The sequence below is a fragment of the Streptomyces paludis genome (assembly GCF_003344965.1).
GTDB classification, from domain to species: domain Bacteria; phylum Actinomycetota; class Actinomycetes; order Streptomycetales; family Streptomycetaceae; genus Streptomyces; species Streptomyces paludis.
The window spans coordinates 8,221,024-8,240,313 of sequence record NZ_CP031194.1 but is presented as its reverse complement, the minus strand read 5'-3'; the positions used below and the strand labels follow the sequence as shown (position 1 = coordinate 8,240,313).

General features: G+C 71.2%; 13 protein-coding genes. 6 read left to right on the top strand and 7 right to left on the bottom strand.

The window, feature by feature from the left end:
- Positions 1-144: 144 nt before the first annotated feature.
- Positions 145-1,269 carry a 50S ribosomal protein L11 methyltransferase gene (locus tag DVK44_RS35525; RefSeq protein ID WP_114664707.1) on the bottom strand — a complete coding sequence of 375 codons (1,125 nt, stop codon included), beginning with the start codon at positions 1,267-1,269 and terminating at the stop codon, positions 145-147.
- A 347-nt stretch (positions 1,270-1,616) separates the two neighbouring features.
- Between DVK44_RS35525 and DVK44_RS35520 the strand changes: the two genes are divergently transcribed.
- Positions 1,617-3,080, top strand: a complete 1,464-nt coding sequence (locus DVK44_RS35520; RefSeq protein ID WP_114664706.1) for a class I adenylate-forming enzyme family protein — start codon at positions 1,617-1,619, stop codon at positions 3,078-3,080.
- A gap of 125 nt (positions 3,081-3,205) precedes the next feature.
- Here DVK44_RS35520 and DVK44_RS35515 read toward each other — a convergent pair whose 3' ends face one another.
- Complete coding sequence (locus DVK44_RS35515) at positions 3,206-5,017, bottom strand: flavin-containing monooxygenase (RefSeq protein WP_114664705.1); 1,812 nt, start codon at positions 5,015-5,017, stop codon at positions 3,206-3,208.
- A gap of 219 nt (positions 5,018-5,236) precedes the next feature.
- Between DVK44_RS35515 and DVK44_RS35510 the strand changes: the two genes are divergently transcribed.
- On the top strand, positions 5,237-6,262 hold the full coding sequence (locus DVK44_RS35510; RefSeq protein WP_162794229.1) for an SMP-30/gluconolactonase/LRE family protein: 1,026 nt from the start codon (positions 5,237-5,239) through the stop codon (positions 6,260-6,262).
- Positions 6,263-6,327: 65 nt separating this feature from the next.
- On the opposite strand, the gene DVK44_RS35505 is transcribed toward DVK44_RS35510, so the two are convergent.
- On the bottom strand, positions 6,328-6,966 hold the full coding sequence (locus DVK44_RS35505) for a TetR/AcrR family transcriptional regulator (protein WP_114664704.1): 639 nt from the start codon (positions 6,964-6,966) through the stop codon (positions 6,328-6,330).
- A 317-nt stretch (positions 6,967-7,283) separates the two neighbouring features.
- Between DVK44_RS35505 and DVK44_RS35500 the strand changes: the two genes are divergently transcribed.
- A complete protein-coding gene (locus DVK44_RS35500) occupies positions 7,284-9,710 on the top strand; it encodes a PQQ-dependent sugar dehydrogenase (RefSeq protein WP_162794228.1) in 2,427 nt (808 codons plus the stop codon).
- Positions 9,711-9,726: 16 nt separating this feature from the next.
- Here the strand turns inward: DVK44_RS35500 and DVK44_RS35495 are convergent, their stop codons facing one another.
- From DVK44_RS35495 to DVK44_RS35485, 3 genes are all read right to left on the bottom strand, one after another.
- Positions 9,727-10,527 carry a DeoR/GlpR family DNA-binding transcription regulator gene (locus tag DVK44_RS35495; RefSeq protein ID WP_114664702.1) on the bottom strand — a complete coding sequence of 267 codons (801 nt, stop codon included), beginning with the start codon at positions 10,525-10,527 and terminating at the stop codon, positions 9,727-9,729.
- 126 nt (positions 10,528-10,653) lie between these two features.
- Positions 10,654-12,126, bottom strand: coding sequence for a GntP family permease (locus DVK44_RS35490; RefSeq protein ID WP_114664701.1), 1,473 nt, complete (start codon positions 12,124-12,126; stop codon positions 10,654-10,656).
- Positions 12,127-12,215: 89 nt separating this feature from the next.
- The gene (locus DVK44_RS35485; protein WP_114664700.1) at positions 12,216-13,580 is read right to left on the bottom strand and encodes a homoserine dehydrogenase; all 1,365 of its coding nucleotides are present in this window, start codon (positions 13,578-13,580) and stop codon (positions 12,216-12,218) included.
- A gap of 201 nt (positions 13,581-13,781) precedes the next feature.
- On the opposite strand from DVK44_RS35485, the gene otnK reads away from it, so the two are divergent.
- The 3 genes from otnK to DVK44_RS35470 all read left to right on the top strand — a co-directional run bounded on the left by otnK (position 13,782) and on the right by DVK44_RS35470 (position 17,281).
- Positions 13,782-15,074 carry a 3-oxo-tetronate kinase gene (gene otnK, locus DVK44_RS35480; protein ID WP_228447520.1) on the top strand — a complete coding sequence of 431 codons (1,293 nt, stop codon included), beginning with the start codon at positions 13,782-13,784 and terminating at the stop codon, positions 15,072-15,074.
- Complete coding sequence (locus DVK44_RS35475; RefSeq protein WP_114664699.1) at positions 15,071-15,733, top strand: class II aldolase/adducin family protein; 663 nt, start codon at positions 15,071-15,073, stop codon at positions 15,731-15,733. The genes otnK and DVK44_RS35475 overlap by 4 nt, the downstream gene beginning before the upstream one ends.
- Before the next feature lie 189 nt (positions 15,734-15,922).
- Positions 15,923-17,281, top strand: coding sequence for a jacalin-like lectin (locus DVK44_RS35470; RefSeq protein WP_114664698.1), 1,359 nt, complete (start codon positions 15,923-15,925; stop codon positions 17,279-17,281).
- 72 nt (positions 17,282-17,353) lie between these two features.
- Here DVK44_RS35470 and DVK44_RS36590 read toward each other — a convergent pair whose 3' ends face one another.
- Positions 17,354-19,213, bottom strand: a complete 1,860-nt coding sequence (locus tag DVK44_RS36590; protein ID WP_162794227.1) for an ABC transporter substrate-binding protein — start codon at positions 19,211-19,213, stop codon at positions 17,354-17,356.
- Between the last annotated feature and the right edge of the window lie 77 nt (positions 19,214-19,290).

Here is a 19,290-nt window from a genome sequence, read left to right as displayed (position 1 = left end):
TCTCGGTGGTCCGGCGGGCCGTCGGCCGTGGCACGGTCGGGGGCGCGGTGTCGGTGGCGGCCCCCGCCGGACCACCGGCCCCGGTGTCAGGGCGGTGGTGGCCCGGCTCCGGCCGGTGTGAGACGTACGGGTGGCATCGCCGGATCAGCTCTCGGGGAACAGCGACCGGTAGAAGGGCGAGGCGCGGAAGGTGTCCTCATGGTGTGCGGAGCGCCAGCGCAGGGGGACGGCCGGGCCGACATCGCGGCGGAGTCTGCCGGTCAGCGCGTAGTCGGGGTGGACGCCGTCGTCGCTCATCGTCGTGGTGAAGGTGAACTCGAACCGGTCGCCGGGGCGTACGGGCAGGCCGACCTCCGAGAGGGGTGCCCAGACGGGGGTCCAACTGCTTTTCTGGACAAGCGAGTCGAGCGGTTCGTCGTCCTCGGCCACCCACAGGCGCATGCCGAGCGCGAGTCCGTGGAGGCGGCCGGCCCGGGTGAAGGTCACCTCGGCCCGGTCGGTGCCCTCGGGGCGCAGGTCGCCGTTGAACTCCAGCGGTTCCACCTCGGCGGTGCTGGACAGGTAACTCCCTTCCCTCATGGCCGGGTTGTCCTGTGGTCCGACGAGGCACACCCGTAGGTCGAAGGGGTGGCCGATGGCGGCGAAGACCTCTTCGAGGTAGTGGAGGGTGAAGAGCGGGAAGCCCGGCGCTTCGCCGTCCGAGGCGTGGCCGAGGTCGAAGCCGACGGCCGTGGTGACGCTGCGGTGCGGGATGAACAGCCCACCGGGTCTGACCAGCCGCTCCCGGGCGTCGCGCAGTACGGCGCCGGCGCCCTCGGAGCCGCCGAGTGTGCCGATGATCTCGGAGACGCAGAGGTCGACGGGTTCGGGGAGTTCGATGTCGGTGGACAGGCCCTCGATCACCGTGATCCGGTCGGCGAATCCGGCCTTCTCGATGTTCTCCCGTGCGATCCGCGCCGATTTGGGGATGACTTCGACGGCCCATACGTGCCGGGCGCCGGCCCTGGCCGCGGCGAGCGCCCAGACCGCGTCCTGGCCGGTGCCGATGTCGAGGACGGTACGGCCGGGCGCGTAGCGCCGTACCGCTGCCGCGTAACGCTCCATCCGCAGCTCGTCCTTGAGCATCTGGCCGTACGCGAAGTCGTCGTACAGCGGGTACTCGCCGATCGACGGGAACAGCCACAGGGGTGGGGTGGGCTCGTAGACGCATCCGCGCACGGGCACCCTGCCACCCGGTGTGTCGATCTCGGCGATTAAGGAACGAGCCACGCACAGTCCTCTCAAACGGCACAGGACCAGATCGGTCGCGCGCCGGCACAACCCCCTTGCACCGACAGCATGTCAGAACCATAACCCGGCCCGGAAGTACGGACTTTGAAAGAGTTGATCTTCGCGGAGGTATTGCCCCTAGGGGCAGACCGGGATGTCAGGGCGTCACACCGGAGGGCACACTTCCACGACACCCTCAAGAAACCTGATCTTCATGTGAGATGTGATCGTAAAGCCATTAGGGTGAACGCGCCCTCGTGATCGGTGTCATGTGCTCCGCACGACGGCGGACGGGGGTCCCTGCTGCCGGACGGCGGCTCCGTTCCATGGAACAGCGAGGTGGTTCAATGGCCGCGAAGATCTTCGCCGCCGATTCGGTCGAGACCCTGGACGCCTTCGAGCGCAAAGCCCTCGGCCTGGCCCGTACCCTGCGCGAGCGGGGTGTCCATCCCGGCACCCGTGTCCTGCTCAAGGCGGGCAACTCCACCGCTTTCGTGGGGGCGTTACTCGCGCTGATGCACCTCGGCGCGTCGATCGTGCTCGTGGACCACCAGGAGAAGGCCGATCAGACGGAACGGATCCGCGCCCAGGCGGGAGCCAAGATCGTCCTGGTCGACGACGACGCGCCGGTCGTGGACGGCTGTGAACCGGTCTTCCTCTACGAGGTGATGGCCACGTCGGCGGGGGCCGCACCCGAGGACGGCGCGCTGGACTTCACGGTGTGGGAGGCCCTGCCCGACGGGCTGATCATGTGGTCCTCCGGCTCCACGGGCCGCCCCAAGGGCATCGTCAAGAGCGGCGGCCGGTTCCTGAAGAACCTCGAACGCAACGCACACCATGTCGGGCACACTCCGGACGATGTGCTGCTGCCGCTGCTGCCCTTCAACCACCAGTACGGTCTCTCCATGGTCCTGATCGCCTGGATCACCCGCTGCTCCCTGGTCATCGCCCCGTTCCGCCGGCCGGACCGCGCCCTGCGCTTCGCGGAGCACACCGGGGCGACCGTGCTGGACGCCACTCCGGCGACGTACCGTTCGATCCTGAACATCACACGCCGGCGCCCCTCGGCCAGGGCGGCCCTGCGCTCGGTCCGGATGTTCTGCAGCGGCGCGTCCCCGCTGGACCCGAGCCTCAGCCGCTCGTACGTCGACGAGTTCGGCCTGCCGCTCCTCGACAGCTACGGCAGCACCGAACTCGGCAACGTCGCCTTCGCGACCCCGGAGAACCCGGTGGCCTGCGGCACGGTGATGGACGGGCTCGCGCTGAAGGTCGTCGGTGAGACCGGTGAACCGGTGGTCCCCGGTGAGATCGGTGAAGTGCTCGTGGACTGCCCGGACATGATGACTGGTCATCTCGACGCGGAGGGCGGTGTGATCCCCGCCACGCAGGGCTGGTTCACCACCGGGGACCTGGGCCACCTCGACGAGCGCGGCAATCTCTTCGTGATCGGCCGGAAGCTCGCGGTCAACCGCAACGGCTACACCCTGTATCCGGAGATCATCGAACGGAAGATCGCCGACCGCGGCTGCTCGGCGAAGATAGTCGCGCTCCCGGCCGCCGACCGGGGCTGTTCGCTGGTCTTCTTCGTCGAGGACGAGGAGGACCGCGACGCCCGGCACTGGCAGGAGATCATCAACGACACGCTGCCCGTGTGGGAGCGGCCGAACCGGGTGCAGGTGATCGACCGCTTCCCGGTCAACGCCAACGGAAAGCCGCACCGGGGCCAGCTGGAGGAAATGGCGGCGCGGTTGTACGCGCGAGTGGCCGCGGAGCCCGCAGCCGGCACCGGGACTGGTCCCTCGCCCGCCTGAGGTATGAGCGGCCGTCCGAACGGGTGAGGAGTGGCCGAAAACACCGTGTCGCCCCCGCCGCTGCGTGATGCGGCGGGGGCGACGTCCCGGTGGTTTCCTGCGCTCCCGGTGTGGATCCGGTGGTGCTACGAGGGCTGGGGCGTCGTCCTGGTCCGCAGGACCTCGGCCATGGACTCCTCGCGCCACCGCTTCAGCAGCTCGTGGAAGGCAAACGCGCCGTCCGGGTAGGCCGACGGGCTGTTCGGACGGCCGCCGCCCTCACGGTTGTAATAGCCGGGGGTGCACTGGGCGTGGAACCACTCGTGGTCGGGCGCGCCCTCGGCCAGGGAGGCGAGCCAGGCGTCCTCGCTCGCGCCGGACGGTTCGACGAGGGCACCCTTGGCCTCGGCGGCCGCGACGAGGGCGGCGCCGTGGACGGCCTGCTCGTCCAGGATGTGCGTGAAGTTGACACTGCTGGCGTTCTGGAGCGATCCCAGCTGGATCAGGTTGGGGAAGCCGTCGCAGGTGAAACCGTGCAGGGAGCGCGGCCCCCGCTGTGCCCACCGGTGGAGCAGCTGGACGCCGTCGCGGCCGTGCACGGGGAGCTTGCCGGAGAGGATGCCGGACGTCCCGACGGAGAATCCGGTGGCGAAGATCAGGCAGTCGAGTTCGTACGCGGTGTCGCCCACCACGACACCGTTGTCGGTGATGCGCTCGATGCCGTGGGTGTCGGCGGTGTCGACCAGGGTGACATTGGCGCGGTTGAACGCCGGGTAGTACTTGTCGGAGAAGGTGGGACGCTTGCAGGCGTACCGGTACCAGGGCTTGAGCCGCTCCGCCGTGTCGGCGTCGGTGACGGTCTCCTCGACCCGGGCGCGGAGTTCGTTCATCTTGGCGGCGTCGGCGACTTCGTAGGCGGTCTCGAAGGCCGCCCGGTCCCCCTGGCGGCGGAAGCTCGGCAGGAGCTTCTCCAGGAGGCCGGCCGATGTGGTCCACTGGTCCGCCACGAGGTCCTGTTCGGCGGGCTCACCGGAGACGATACGGAGATAGTTGTCGCGGCGCTCGCGTGCCCAGCCGTCGCGGTCGGCGCCGACGTCCTCGGCCGTGGTGCGGCGGTTGGCGCGTACGTCCACGGTGGAGGGGGTGCGCTGGAAGACGTAGACATGTGCGGCGTCCTCGGCCAGCATCGGAATGACCTGGATGCCGGTGGCTCCCGTACCGACGATGCCCACCCGCTTGTCCGCGAGTCCGGTCATGCCGCCGTCCGGGGTGCCGCCGGTGTAGGCGTAGTCCCACCGGGAGGTGTGGAAGGTGTGGCCCTTGAAGTCCTCGATGCCGGGGATCCCTGGGAGCTTCGGCTCGGAGAGGGTGCCGGTGGCGGTGACGACGTACGTGGCCCGGAACGTGTCGCCCCGGTCGGTCGCCACGGTCCAGGTCTCGCTGGTGTCGTCCCAGGTCAGTGAGGTGACCGCGGTGGAGAACAGGGCATCGGGGTAGAGGTCGTACTTCTCCGCGATCCGTACCGCGTGCCGCCGGATCTCCTCGCCGGGGGCGTACTTCCACTCCGGCACGTATCCGGTCTCGTCGAGCATCGGCAGATAGACGTGCGCCTCGATGTCGCAGTGGATGCCCGGGTAGCGGTTCCAGTACCAAGTGCCCCCGAAGTCACCGCCCTTCTCGACGATCCGGACGCGCTTCACACCCTGCTGCCGCAGCCGCGCGCCGGCGAGGATGCCGCCGAATCCGCCGCCGATGACGGCGACGTCGACGGTGTCCCGCAGCGGCTCGCGCTCCGCCGGGGCTCCGGCGTAGGGGTCGGCGGCGTAGTAGCCGAACTCGGCGTCGGTGGACCGGTACTGGGTGGCGCCGTCGGGCCGTACGCGCCGTTCGCGTTCCAGGCGGTAACGCTGCCTCAGTCCGGCGATCTCGTCGGGGGTCGGGGCGTGTGGTGTGGTCATGTGGGGGGCCTCAATCCTGTCGGTTCGCTGTCGCACGGGCCGCCCCGGACATGAGCGGCCGTCTCCGCTACCGTAGCAACAACCGGACAACACTGTCCGGTTGGAGGGCGGGGGTGCCACGGCATCCGGCCAGGGCATCCGCGTCCTCCGCCGGCGGGGCGTTCCCGTACCACCGCGTCCGCCGCACCGCCGTACCCGCAGACAGGAAGAGTGATCCCCATGCGACGACTCCCGGTCCGATCCCTTGCCGCGCTCACCGTGCTCGGCACACTGACTCTCACCGGATGCGGTACGCAGACAGCCGATCCCGGTGGCAGGACGGTGACTTCGGCCGGTGCGGGCAAAACCATCACCGCGCAGAAGGTCATGCAGGTGACGAAGGTGCACGAGGAGAGCGGGATGACCCTCCTGGAGGGCCCGGTCTTCGACGAGAACGGCAAGCTGCTCGTCGTCGATGTCACCGCGCCCGCCGGCAAGCCGAAGGTGCTGCGTCTCGACGTCCGGAAGAAGACGTCGCAGTCGGTCCACACCGACAGCCGGGGGGCCTACACCTCGGCGCAGTTCAGCCCGTACGACGGCCGGATCTATCTGTCGGACTTCGTCCACGGCGAGATCGTGAGCCTGGCCCCGGACGGCGGCGATCCGCGGACCTTCTTCACCGGCGAGGTCGACGGGGCGCGGATGAACCCCGATGACATCGCCTTCGACCAGGAGGGCAACCTCTACATCAGCGACTCACGCGGTCTGACCGAAGGCACGGAAATCGGCCGCGTGGTACGGATCGACCGCGAGGGCAGGAAGGCCACCGTCCTGGCCGACAAGCTGGCCGCGACGAACGGTATCTCGTTCGATGTGGACTACCGCGGGCTGTGGATCAGCGAGCTGACCCAGAACCGGGTCTCCTACCTGCTGCTCGGGAAGAACGGCGAGACGGTGGCCTCCCGGCACACCGCGATCCGCGTCGACGGCGGCATCGCCCAGACCGACTCGATCGCCGTGGACGCGGCCGGCAACCTCTACCAGGCCCTGCACGGCCGGGCCGCGATGATCGTCTACAACAAGCACGGTGAGCGTCTCGCCACGGTCGAGGTCCCCCGCGGCACCACCGGGCTGGAGTCGGCGACGAACGTGGCGATCACCCCCGGCGGGACCAGGGCGTACATGACCGTCAGCGGACCCGCCGGGGGCTATCTGTACGCCTTCGACGCGCTGGCGCGGGGCATCCGCCAGTCCAACGGCGGCTGACACCGCCCGCGCGCCCACCGGTCCGGGCCGGTGCGGGACGGTACGTCCGTCCGTACCGTCCCGGGCTACGGCGCCGCGCCGGGAGGTGTCCCGGGCCAGGCGGGGACCGCACGGAGCGGATCTAACGGCCGTACCGGTCCCACCTCGACGCCGAGCAGCCGCCACGCGGCCAGCGCCCGGTGCCGGCGCTCCTCGCGCGTGGATCCGGTGACGGCGCCGGAGACCATCGCGACGGCGATCATGAGATCGTTCCCGGCGCCCAGTCGATGACGGTCCGTCAGATGCCCCCGCAGGGCGCGCTCCACCCGCTCGGACAGGACCAGGGCGTGCGCGAGAACGCCGGAGCGGCCGCCCGCCCCGTCGACGTGCAGCAGACCGATGAAGGCCGCCGACTCCGTCAGATGCCAGGTCAGCACGCCGAGCACATCGGCGATGGTCGCGCCCTCGGCCTCGGCCGCCTGCTCGACCTGGCGCACGTTCTCCTCCAGCACGGCGGTCGCCACGGCGGCCCGGTCGGGAAAGTGCCGGTACAGCACGCCCTGGCCGACCCCGGCCCGGCGCGCGATCGCGGAGAGCGGGGCGTCCAGTCCGAACTCGGCGTAGATCTCCCGGGCGGCGCTGACCAGAGCCGCCCGGTTACGGGCCGCGGCCCTGGGTCCGTGGTTCGCGGGCCGCCGCCCGTCCGGCATGAGGTGCTCCGTCACCCCGGAAGGGTACCGGCCGCACGGACCCGTGGAATACGGCCGTGCGAACCCGCGCGAACCCGTCCGAACCACTCCCCGGTCCGTGTGTGCTCAGCCGGATCCCACTTTGTCTACTGGAAGGACGAACTTCCCCAACATTCGTCACTCTTCTTCCTGTGGGAGGCGGAAGCGGTTAGATTCCACTCCACTCCGCCCCACCGCGTCCGTCGACCGGCACCGACCGCTGCCCGGCGTCCGTCGACGGTCCGCGTATCACGCCGAGACAGGAGATCCCCATGGCCCGCCGACAGGGAAGACCCCGGTATCCCGCACACCGAATGAAGATGTTCCTCCTCGCCCTGCTCCTTCCGCTCGCACTGGTGACGCCGATGGCCGCGGCGCACGACGGGCCTCACGGTGGTTCGGGGAGTACGCCGTCCACGGGCCAACTCCCCCGGGACGACCGGTTCCAGAAGGTTCTGCTCGAAGGTACGGGGCTGACCCAGCCGATGCGGATCAGCGTCGCCCCGGACGGCCGGGTCGTGTACATCGAGCGCGACGGCCGGGTCAAGGTCTGGGATCCGGGGACGAAGTCCTCGGTGACGGCCGGCACGGTCCCGGTCCGGGTCGTGGGCGAACTGGGTCTTGTCGGACTGGCGCTGGCCCCGGACTTCGCCAAGTCCGGCCATATCTATCTGCACTTCTCCCGTCCCGACTGGAACACGTCGTACGTGTCCCGGGTGGCCCGCTTCACGCTGAGCAAGGGGAATGTCCTCGATCTCAACTCCGCCACGACGGTCATCGACATCCCGCACCCGCAGGGGGTGGGCGGCGGTCACAGCGCGGGCGATCTGCTGATGACCAAGCGCGGTGTGCTGTTCATCGCGACCGGCGACAACACCAACTGCTGTGCCTCACGCGGCTTTCCCGGCACGGACGAACGGCCGGGGCAGGCGAACGGCGATGCCCAGCGCACCTCCGCCAACACCAACGACCTCAACGGCAAGATTCTGCGGATCGTGCCGAAGAAGAAAGGCGGTTACAGCGTCCCCAAGGGAAACCTCTTCCCCGAGAAGGCGGACCGCCACAACAAGACCCGCCCCGAGATCTACGCCATGGGCTTCCGCAATCCCTTCACACTGGGGGACTACGACGAGAAGACCGGCGCGCTCTGGATGGCCGACTACGGTCCGGACGCGATTCAGCCGGATCCCCAGCGCGGCCCGGCCGGACATGTCCGCCTCTTCCTGATGAAGGGCGCGGGCAACTACGGCTGGCCCTACTGCACGATGGACAACCAGCCCTACAACGACTGGAATTACGTCGACGACAAGCCCGGCCCCTGGTTCAGCTGCGACAAGCCCGTCAACGACTCGCCGAACAACACCGGGCTGGTCAACCTGCCCCCGATCAAGCCGGCGACCGTCTACTACACGTACGACAAGCAGCAGTACTTCCCGCAGCTCTACGGCGGCGGCGCGATGGCGGGGCCGGTCTACCACTACGACCGGAAGAACCCCTCCGCGACCAAGTTCCCGCAGTGGTTCGACGGCCGGCGCTTCCTGTACGACTGGACGACCGACTGGGTGCAGACCACGGCCTTCGACAAGAAACTGACGAAGCCTCAGGACATGCGGGCCTTCCTGCCGGACATGGACTTCAGCAAGCCGATGGACATGGAGTTCGGTCCTGACGGCTCCCTGTACGTGCTGGACTACGGCAACGGCTGGGGTTCGAGCAACGACGACTCCGGTCTCTACCGGATCGACTACACCGAGGGCAATCGCGCGCCCGAGGCCGTACCGGACGCGAACAGGGATTCCGGGCCGCTTCCCCTCACCGTGGACTTCGACGCGTCCGGGTCGAGCGACCCGGACGGCGACGCGCTGACGTACGCGTGGGACTTCGACGGTGACGGCACCACGGACGCGACCGCGGCGCAAGCGTCGTACACCTACCGCACCGCCGGGTCCTTCCAGCCCCGGCTGACCGTCACGGACAGCGGTGGCAGGTCCTCGACCGCCCATCTGTCCGTCGTGGCGGGCAACACACGTCCCGTTGTCACCCTCACCGCGCCGGCGGACGGGGGCTTCTCGGAATTCGGCGCGGACATTCCCTTCAAGGTCGAGGTCACCGACCCCGAGGACGGCACCGTCGACTGCACCCGGGTGAAGGTCACCTACCAGCTCGGGCACAACCAGCACGGCCACCCCATGGCCGAGGCCACGCCCGACGCGAACTGCGAAGGGGTCCTCGTTCCCGGCCGGGACGCCGAACACGGGCCCGGTGCATATGTGTTCCACATCGTCCGGGCCGACTACACCGACGGGGGCGGGCCGGGCGGCGCCCCGGCCCTGACCGGCACGCACGACATCGTGCTGCATCCGGCCCAGTACAGCGCGAGCACCTATCCGCGCGGGCAGGGCGTCGGTCTCTACACCGGCCAGCTCTTCGTGCCCGACTCGGGCAACTGGTTCATGTTCCCGCGGATCAATGTCGCAGGCATCAACCGGCTCTCCATGGAGTTCGCCACCCGGATGGCCGGAGCGGACGTCACCGTTCGCGCCGGCTCGCCCGACGGCCCGGTGGTGGCGTCGTTCGAGAACCTGCCGCACACCGGCTCCACCTCCCTCTCCCAACGGGTCTACCGGACCTTCACGGCGGCCGTGAACGACCCCGGCGGAGTCCATGACCTGTACTTCGTCGGCACCTGGCCCGCCGGAGTCCAGCCCGAGCTGTTCGTACGGACCTTCACCTTCGGGTGAGCCCCTCCCCCCTCGGCTACTCCTCCCCGGTACCGGCCGCTCTCACATCGACACCCCCGGCGAGCAGCGCCTCGCGGGCGGTCCGGGCGAGGCCGTCGTCGGTGATGACGGTGTCGAAGGCGGTCAGGGCGGCGACCCGGTACATACCGAAGGTGTCGTACTTGGCGCTGCCCGCCAGCAGCACCGACCGGGAGGCACCGGCCATCGCCGCCTGTTTGACCTCCACCTTGGGCGCCGACGGCGTTGTCACACCGCGCCGCAGGTCCCAGGAGCTGGTGGAGATGAAGGCGAGGTCCAGGGCGAGCTGCTGAAGGGTCAGCGCGGCGAGCCGGCCCACCGTCGAGCGGTTGGCCGGCTCGACGCGCCCGCCGGTGTGGATCACCTCGATGTCCGGGATGCCCATCAGCGCGCCCGCGGTGGTGAAGTCATTGGTCACCACGGTCATGCCCTGGCGCCGCACCAGATGCGGCACCAGGGCCTGGCAGGTGGTCCCGGCGTCCAGATAGACCGTGGTGTGGTCCTGGAGCAGTTCCCCGGCCTCCCGGGCGATGGCCACCTTGGCGGGCTGGTCCATCAGCGACTTGTCGACCCGGCTGGGCTCGTGGTGGAGCTGCTGGCCAGCGATCCGTACGCCGCCGGGCACCGAGAGCGCGCGGCCCTGCGCTTCGAGCGCGGCGATGTCGCGCCGTACGGTCATATGGGAGACGCCCAGCATCTCGGTGAGCTGGTGGACGCTGAGTACCGAGTGTCCCCGCAACAGCTTGACCAGCAGCTCCCGGCGCTGGTCCGGGATGAGGGGGGTCTCGTCGGTGGTCACCCAAGTCTCCTTCGCTCGTGCCTTCTTGACGCGTCGAGTCCGGTTGTCCCCGATGTCATGGCCGCCCGCCGGGGGTCGCGTCCGAGTGCCGACGGTACCCCCCGGGCGGGCGCGGTACGGACCGGCTCAGACCAGGCCCATCGCGTACAGGACGTACAGGATCGCGAACCCGGTCACCCCGGAGACGGCGGAGGCGACCCCGATGGACCGGATGCCCTGTCCCACCGTCATGTTGGACAGGGTCGTGGTCACCCAGAAGCCCGACGAGTTCGCGTGCTTCATGATCTGGGCGCCGGTGCCGCAGGCCAGGTAGACGGCGAGGGCGGAGATACCGAGCCCCTCCATCAGCGGTTCCATGATCGCGGCCGCGGTCATCACACCGAGGATGTTGGAGCCGGTGATCGTGCAGATCGCCGCGGCCACCAGGAACGGGACGATGATCGGCGACAGTCCCATGTCCCGGATCATGTCGGCGGCGCCGTCGGCGACCTTGGTGTCACGGATGATCAGCGCCAGCGCGCCGCCGACCCCGGTGAGGGCGAGCGGCAGGGCCGCCAGCTTCAGTCCGGCCTCGAAGAGGTCGTTGAGGGTGCTCTTGGCGCGCCACTCGCGGCCGAAGAGCGGCAGGGCGGTGAGACAGCCGATGAAGAGCGCCATCAGGGGCGCGCCGAGGAACCGCAGCACCCCGCCCAGCCGGGAGGTCTCGCCGACCATGTCCACGGCGTAGGAGTCGAGCATGATGAGGACGATCGGAGTGAAGATCGGTATGAGGGACAGGGCGAGGCTCGGCATGCGCTCCGTGCTGCCGGTGATGGTGCCGGTACCGCTGGTGACCGTGCCGGTGCCCGTACCGCCGGTGTCCTTGCTCTCCGTACCGCCCGTACCGTCCGTACCGCCCGCGTCGCTGCTGCCGCCCGTACCGCCGGTGGTGGTGGTGGCTCCGGCGGGGACCGCGGTCAGGTGGTCCACGTACTCGGGCTTCGGCGCCACGTACGTCTTGATGGTCAGCAGGTAGAGGGTGGCGACGATGATGCCCGGGATGCCGACGAGCGCGCCGTAGAGCATCGCCTGTCCGAGGTCCACGCCCAGGAGCGCGGAGGCGGCCAGCGGGCCGGGGCCGGGCGGGAGCAGGGAGGTCATCACATAGGCGCCGATGTAGAGGATCGGGCCGAGCCGCATCATCGACATGCCGCTGCGCATCGCGATGGCGGAGACCACCGGGATCAGCATCAGGACCACGGTGTCGGCGATCAGCGGGATGCCGACGACGGCGGAGGCGAGGGCGATCGCCCAGGGGATCTTCCGGCCGGAGAACCAGCGCAGCGCCTCCTCGGTGATGCGCAGCGCGGCGCCGCTCAGCTCCAGCATCTTGCCGAGCACACAGCCGAAGATGATCAGCAGCCCGACGTTCGACATGGTGGAGCCGAAGCCCTCGGTGACCAGTTTGAGCGTCTTCGCGCCGCCCAGGCCGAGGACCAGCCCGAGGGTGGTGACGATCACGAACAGGGTGGCGACGGGGTGGACCTTGAATTTGGCGATCAGCAGGACCAGCGCGACGATCGCTCCGCCGAACGCGAGAAGCGTGTAGGCGTCGGACATGGAATACCTCTTTGTACTCGGGTCGGGGGGCGGCCGGGTCAGGGGGCGCCTGGTGCGGCGCGGGCGGGCGCCTGGTGCGGCGCGGAGGGTCAGCCAGCCGTCCAGGCGGCCAGCAGGTCGGTGTCGTATCCGTCGAGGTCGGCCAGGGTGATCAGCGCGCCGGCGGGGACGTCCCGGACGAGCCGGGCGTGCGCGGCCAGGTAGAACGGCGCGGTGTCCGAGGGGGCCTCGGAGGCGGGCAGCAGGACGGGGTCCACTCCGTCGATCTCGTGGTGGTGGCCGCCCATGGCGAGGACGGATCCCGCCGCCAGGCCGCGGGCCGCGCGTCCGGCGAGCACCGCGTGCCGGGCCGGTGCCGCCGCTCCCGCCGCGACCCCGTCGCGGACGGCGGCGAGGAGGGTGAGCGGTGTCTCCACGCCCATCAGGTGGTAGGGCAGATAGAGGCAAGCGTAACGGCCGTCCCGGCTGACGACATGGCCCTTCTCGGCGAGGGTGCGCCAGGTCACCGGGTCGTGGGTGCGGACCACGGCGAACACACCGCCGGCGAAACTGGCCTCCTCCGGCAGCCGCAGCACACTGAAGACATCGACGGCTCCGGGCCGGTCGAGTACGCCGCCGTGCTCGCGCAGGGCGTAGACGTCGGCGAGTTCCGCGACCCGGGCGACGGGGTAGTGCAGATCCTCACGGTCGGGTACGAGGCCGGTGCCGGCGGCGACGACGGCCATCTCGCAGTAGTCGGCGGCGGCCGCGCGCTTGAGCGGGGCGACGGCCCGGGCGCGGGCGGCGAGGGTGGCGGGCACATCGTCGCCGAGTGTCAGCAGCTCCGCGAGCGCGGGGGCGCTCAGGGTCTGGCCGAGCTGGCGGACCTCGCCGGTGGCCGGGTCGAAGACGAGGTCGTACTCGCCCGACTTGCCGATGGCGACGATCTCCAGGCCAAGGGTGCGGAGCCGGTCGTACCACTCGATGAGGTTGGCGGGCTGGTCGCCGGCGGCGGGGGTGTAGACGACGCCGTGCCGGCGGGCGAGCCGGTCGAGCGCCACTCCGGCGACGGAGTCGACCTCCTTGCTGACCATCGCCACGTGGTGGCCGCCCGTGAGGGCGTCCCGGGCGGCCCGGAAGCCGGTGGCGGGGCTGCCGGTGGCCTCGACGAGGATGTCGTACGCGGCGTCGGCCAGCAGCGCGGTGCCGGGGACGACGGCGGTGTGCCCGGCGGCGTGGGCCGCCCGCAGTCCGTCCGGGTCCGAGACGAGGGCCAGGGTGGCCGGGTCGTACCCCAGCTCGGTGCAGAGGGCGATGACCGCGGCGGGGTCCAGATCGCAGAGCACCGCCGGGTGGAGGTCCGGCATCAGCAGCGACTGGGCGAGCAGGGTGCGTGCGAAGCCGCCGCCCGCACCGGTGAGCGCGTAGGTCACGGGGCGCGCCGTGAGCGGATCGCCCGGTGTGTCGGTGTTCATGAGCCCTCCTGGGGATACGGCCCGTGGTGGGGCCGGTGTGGTGTCAGCGGTTTCCCGCTTCGCAGCGTGAACGTAACGTGGATTAACATAAGCGTCAACGTACGTAACATTGATTCACAGATCTCGATCGAGTGACGGCTGTGATCGCCTGGGGCGGTCCCGGCCGGGACATGGCCACGACGCAAGGACGGGTGACCGACGGTGCACGGAGCACAGACAGCAGTCCGATGGGGCGCGATCGCCGACGACTTCACGGGCGCCACGGATCTCGCGACGAACTGGGTGGCCAGAGGGGTACGGACCACCGTGACCCTCGGTGTGCCCACGCCCGGGGAGCTGGCCGCGCTCGCCGGGGACGGCGGCGGCGGGGACGCCGTGGTGATCGCGCTCAAGTCCCGTACGGCGCCGGTCGCCGAGGCCGTCGGGGAGAGCCTGGCCGCGCTCGCGGCCCTGCGCGCCCTGGGCTGTGAGCGGATCTACGACAAGTACTGCTCGACGTTCGACTCCACCCCGCGCGGGAACATCGGCCCGGTCGCCGACGCGCTGATGGCGGAGCTGGGCACCGGGCTCGCGGTGGTGGTGCCGTCGTTCCCCGCGACCGGCCGCACCGTCTACCGCGGCCATCTGTTCGTGGGCGACCAGTTGCTCGGCGACAGCCCGATGCGCCACCATCCGCTGACCCCGATGACCGACGCGAGCCTGGTCCGGCTGCTCGCGCCGCAGACCGCGCACCCGGTGACCACCGTCGGTCTCGACGTGGTACGGGGTGACCCGCGCGCGCTGCGGGCGGCGCTGGACGGCGCCGGGGGCGAGGGGCCGCGCTACGCCGTGGTGGACGCCATCGACAACGGCGACCTCGCCCGGATCGCCGCGGCGACCGCGGACCACCCGCTGGTCACCGGCGGCTCCGGGCTCGCGCTCGGGCTGCCCGCGCGCGGCGCGCCCGCGACCGGGGCGATGCCCGTGATCCCCGGACACCGCGCGGTGCTGGCCGGCAGCGCGTCGGCGGCCACCCGCGGTCAGATCGACGCCGCCCGCTCCGCCCTGCCCAGCCGCCTGCTGGACCTGGCCGCCCTGCGCGCCGATCCCGCCGCCGAGGTCGCCCGGCTCACGGAGTGGGCCCGCGCCCAGTGGGCCGACGCGCCGGGCACCCCGGTCCTCGTCCACTCCGCCGGGGCGCCGGAGGACATCGAGCGGCGGACGCCGGAAGGGCAGCGGCCCGCCGCCGAGCTGGTCGAGGAGGCCCTCGCCGGCTGCGCCGTCGCCTTCGCCGGGGCGGGCGCCCGGCAGTTCGTCGTGGCGGGCGGCGAGACCTCGGGCAGTGTGGTGCGCGCGCTCGGTGTGCGCCGTCTCGAACTGGGCCCGGCGCTGGCCCCCGGCGTCTCCTGGGCCATGGGTCCGGATGCCGGCGGCACCCGCTACAACCTCGCCCTGAAGTCCGGGAACTTCGGCGAGCGGTCCCTCTTCACCAGCGCCTGGAAGGAACTCGGATGAGCGACGCACGCGCCGAACTCGTCGCGGCCGGAGCCGCGTTGTCGGCGGCCGGACTGAGCCCGGGAACGTCCGGCAATCTCAGTGTGCGTGTCGGCGGCCGGATCTACATGACGCCCACCGGGGCCCGGCTGGAGGCGCTCGACCCCGAGGCGCTGGCCGTACTGGACGCGGACGCGCCCCTGGACGCGGGGCACACGGCCGGGCCCGCGCCGTCCAAGGAGTTCCCGCTGCACCGGGCCTTCTACCGCCGCGATCCCGCGACCCGGGCGGTCGTCCATCTGCACAGCGCGCACGCCGCGGCCTGCTCCTGTCTGCCGCCCTGGTCGCGCCGGAGCGCGCTGGCCCCGCTCACACCGTATTTCGTGATGCGGGTCGGCCAGACACCGCTGATACCGTACGCGGCCCCCGGCGATCCGGAGCAGGCGCGCCAACTGGAGCTGCTGGACTTCCCGTTCCACGCCGCGCTGCTCCAGAACCACGGTCCCATCACGGCGGGTGACACCCTCGCGCGCGCCGTGGACGCCGCCGTCGAGCTGGAGGAGGTGTCGCGCCTCACCCTGCTGCTGAAGGACACGGGTCCCCGGGTGCTCACCACCGAGGAGGCGGGGGCGCTCGCCCGGCGCTACGGCACGGTCTGGGAGCCGGTGGCGGGCCGGTAACTCCCGGGGTTCCGGGCGGCCGTCGGGGCACGGCCGCCCGGAGAAGTTGTCCGGGGGCCGTCAAGTGGTCACTCAACAACCCTTGCGCGGCGGGCCGGTTCACCGTTAGACATGATCGGCCCGCCCGTGCGGGCGGGCGATACGTCTGTGCCCGCACCACTCCCCCCTCCGGAAGAGGCTCCCCCACCCATGCGAACCCCTCCGCGTACCCCCCTCCGAAGACTCGCCGGTGTCCTGGTCGCCGGCGCGCTCGCGCTCGGCGCGCTCGCCACCTCGGCGGCGCCCGGCACAGCGGCCCCCGCCGTCGCGGCCGCCGCGGACTCCGGCACCTTCAACGTCCTCACGTACAACATCGCCGGGCTGCCCCTCGGGCTCGGGCAGAGCAATCCCGCCACCAACACCCCGCTCATCGGTCAGCGGCTGGGTCCCTACGACGTCATCAACGTGCAGGAGGACTTCAACTACCACGCGGCGCTGTACGCGAACGACACGCACCCCTACCGCACCGCCACCAGCGGGGGTGCCGCGTTCGGCGACGGCCTCAACACACTGTCCAACTATCCGTTCGAGGACTTCGAGCGGGTGCGCTGGAGCAACTGCACCGGTACGGACTGTCTGACGCCCAAGGGGTTCACCCTCGCCCGGATGCGGCTGGCCGAGGGGGTGTTCGTCGACCTGTACAACGTGCACACCAACGCCGACACCACCGACGCGGCGCTCGCCGCCCGGCGCGCCAACATCGTCCAGCTCTCCCGGTTCATCCAGGCCAACAGCGCCTCGAACGCGGTGATCGTGATGGGTGACACCAACACGCGCTACACCCGCACCGGTGACAACATCCGTACGCTCCTCACGGAGAACGGACTCACCGACGCCTGGGTCCAGTTGGTGCGCGGCGGGGTGGCCCCGGCGCTCGGCGGCGACGCGCTGGTCTGTGACACGGCGGCGCCCGCCCAGGACTGCGAGGTGGTGGACAAGGTCCTCTACCGCGGTGGTCCGCTGGTGAAGCTGTCGGCGACGGGCCACACCAACGACTGGCGGAAGTTCCTCGACTCCGCCGGCAAGCACCTGTCCGACCACTACCCGCACACCACCTCCTTCACCTGGACCCTGCCCGCCGACCGGCGCGCCTCCGACTTCTTCGGCGGCCCGCACGGCACCGCGTTCAACGACGCCGCCGCGCTGCCCGCCGCGCCCCGGCCCCGTACCCTCACCCTGCGCGGCGGATCGCGTCTCGACGCGGTCGGTATCACGCTCGACGGCGGTACGGTCCTGGGCCACGGCGGCACCGGGGGCACCGCCTCCTCCCTCACGCTCGGTGCCGCGGAGCATCTGACGTCGGTCACCCTGAGCCGGGGGCAGAAGGACGGCCGGACCCGGATCTTCTCCGCCGTGTTCCGTACGGACGCGGGCCGGTCGCTGTCGTCCGGGACGGCGACCTCGGACACCGTGACGTACACGGCGCCGACCGGCTGGCAGATCAGCGGCTTCACCGGGCGGTCCGGTGACGAGATCGACAAGCTCGGCCTCGTGTACACACCGAAGTAGACCCGCCGGACCCTGCGCGTACGGACCTGCACACGGTCCGGAGCGCCGGGCCGGGCCCGCTCGTCCCGCGCGTCAGCGGGGGCCCCCGGCTCCCGCGACGCGCGGAACAGCGGCGTACCAGGGCGGCAGCCGGAAGTCACCGTCGGCGTACGGCGACGGCGCCAGGATGCGGTGCCGGCCGTCCTGGATCTGATGGACGAGATGGGCCTGGCCGATCGACGGGTCGGGGGTCAGCTCCGGGTACGCCAGCGCGGCCTGGCCCGGATCCGCCAGGTAGTAGGCGCCGTTCACCCCCCGGTGGATCGTGGTGCGCAGCGCGGTGGCGACCCGGCGGTAGTCCCGGGGGTCGTCGACGCGTGACCACGCCCCGGCGATCATCCGGGCCCGGTCGTAGGCGATGCCCGCGTGCGACCGGCCCGGGGCGACACCGTGCAGCACGCGGTAGCGCGCGGCGAAGGAGCGTCCGATGTGGTCGGCGTACGTCCCCGTCACCGTCGCCCAGAGCAGTCCCTCGGCGAGCGGGCCCAGTGTCTCGCGGAAGCTCGGGATGGACGGGGTGTAGAGCAGGTACGGCAGGACGGGCGGGCCGCCGTCGCTCAGCAGTTCCCGCAGGAACGCGAGGCTGCCGGGCATGAAGTAGTGGCCCACCAGGACCGACGCGGGCGCCATGGCGCGGATGCGGCGGGCGACCGACTCCCACTCCGCCTCGCCCATGCCGATGCCGGAGAGCACGGTGAGGTTCCAGCCGCCCTCCTCGACGGCCTTCTCCATCTCGCCCCGGCCCAGATCGCCCAGCGGCCACACTCCCTGCACCACCACCAGCCGGTCCGACTCGGGGCGCCACCGGCCGCTGTCGCGCAGCCGGGTCAGGAAGCGCACATAGCCGGGGCCGTAGCGGGTGTCGCTGGGGCAGACCTGGAACACACCGCCGTAGCGGCCGGGGTCGTCGGCGACCCGCGCGACCATCGAGTCGAGTGTCGCCGCGTGCAGATACGGACAGCCGTAGTCGGCGGCGATCTCGTGCGCCACGTCCTGCGGGCCGATGTAGCCGGAGGTGAGCGCGTCGACCTCCAGTCCGACCAGCTCCTCGAAGGCGCCGCGGACCGAGCCCGGCTCCGTCACGTCGACATCCGCCGTGACCAGTTCGACCCGGCGTCCGGCGATACCGCCGAGGTCGTTGATCTCCTCCAGCGCGAGCCGGGTCGCCAGCAGCATCTCCGTACCGTCGTCCGCGGCCGGCCCGGTCAGCGGGAGCGCCGCGCCCAGCAGCAGCGGGCGGCGGCGCAGCGGCCGGGTGCTGCCCGGTACGGGGGCGGGCAGCGGGGTGCCGCCCTGGGCGACGAGCGCGGCCCGGCCCACCGCGAGGCGCCCGAACGGGGCGCCGCCGCCGGGGAAGGGCAGCCGGACCAGGCCCTGGTCGAGTGCCACGGCCGCGGCGGCGGCGCGGCTGGAGAGCTGGAGCTTGGTGAGCAGCCGGTCCACATGGGTGGTGACGGTGCGCGGGCTGGTGAAGAGCCGCTCGCCGATCTCGTTGTTGGTCAGCCCGGCGACGATCAGGGTGAGGACGTCGAGTTCCCGCAGGGTCAGTCCGTACGGCGAGGGGTGGCACGGTTCGACCAGGACGCGGCCCATCGGCCGGTCCCTCGGGTCGCGGAACGGATCCACCCAGACCCGGACCAGGGAGCGGGCCGTGCTGTCGGTCCACATGAAACCGATCCGGCCGGGTTCGGTCCGTACACACGCCGCGATCAGCTCGGTGAGCGGGGGGTGGGCGCGCAGGAAGGCGACGGCGGGCCCCGGCTCGGCGGCCGGGTGTCCGGCGGGCCGGTCGGTGGCCTCGACCTGGCCGTCGGCCAGCACGATGGCGGCGGCCGGCGGCGGGAGAGGGCTCCCGTGGGGCCAGGGAGCAGGGGTTTTCTTCAGACCGGACACGGGCACATCCACCGCCCCTTGTATGAGGACGGCCGCTGACGACGCGGCCCCGGCACGGTGCCCGGACCGTCCGGGAC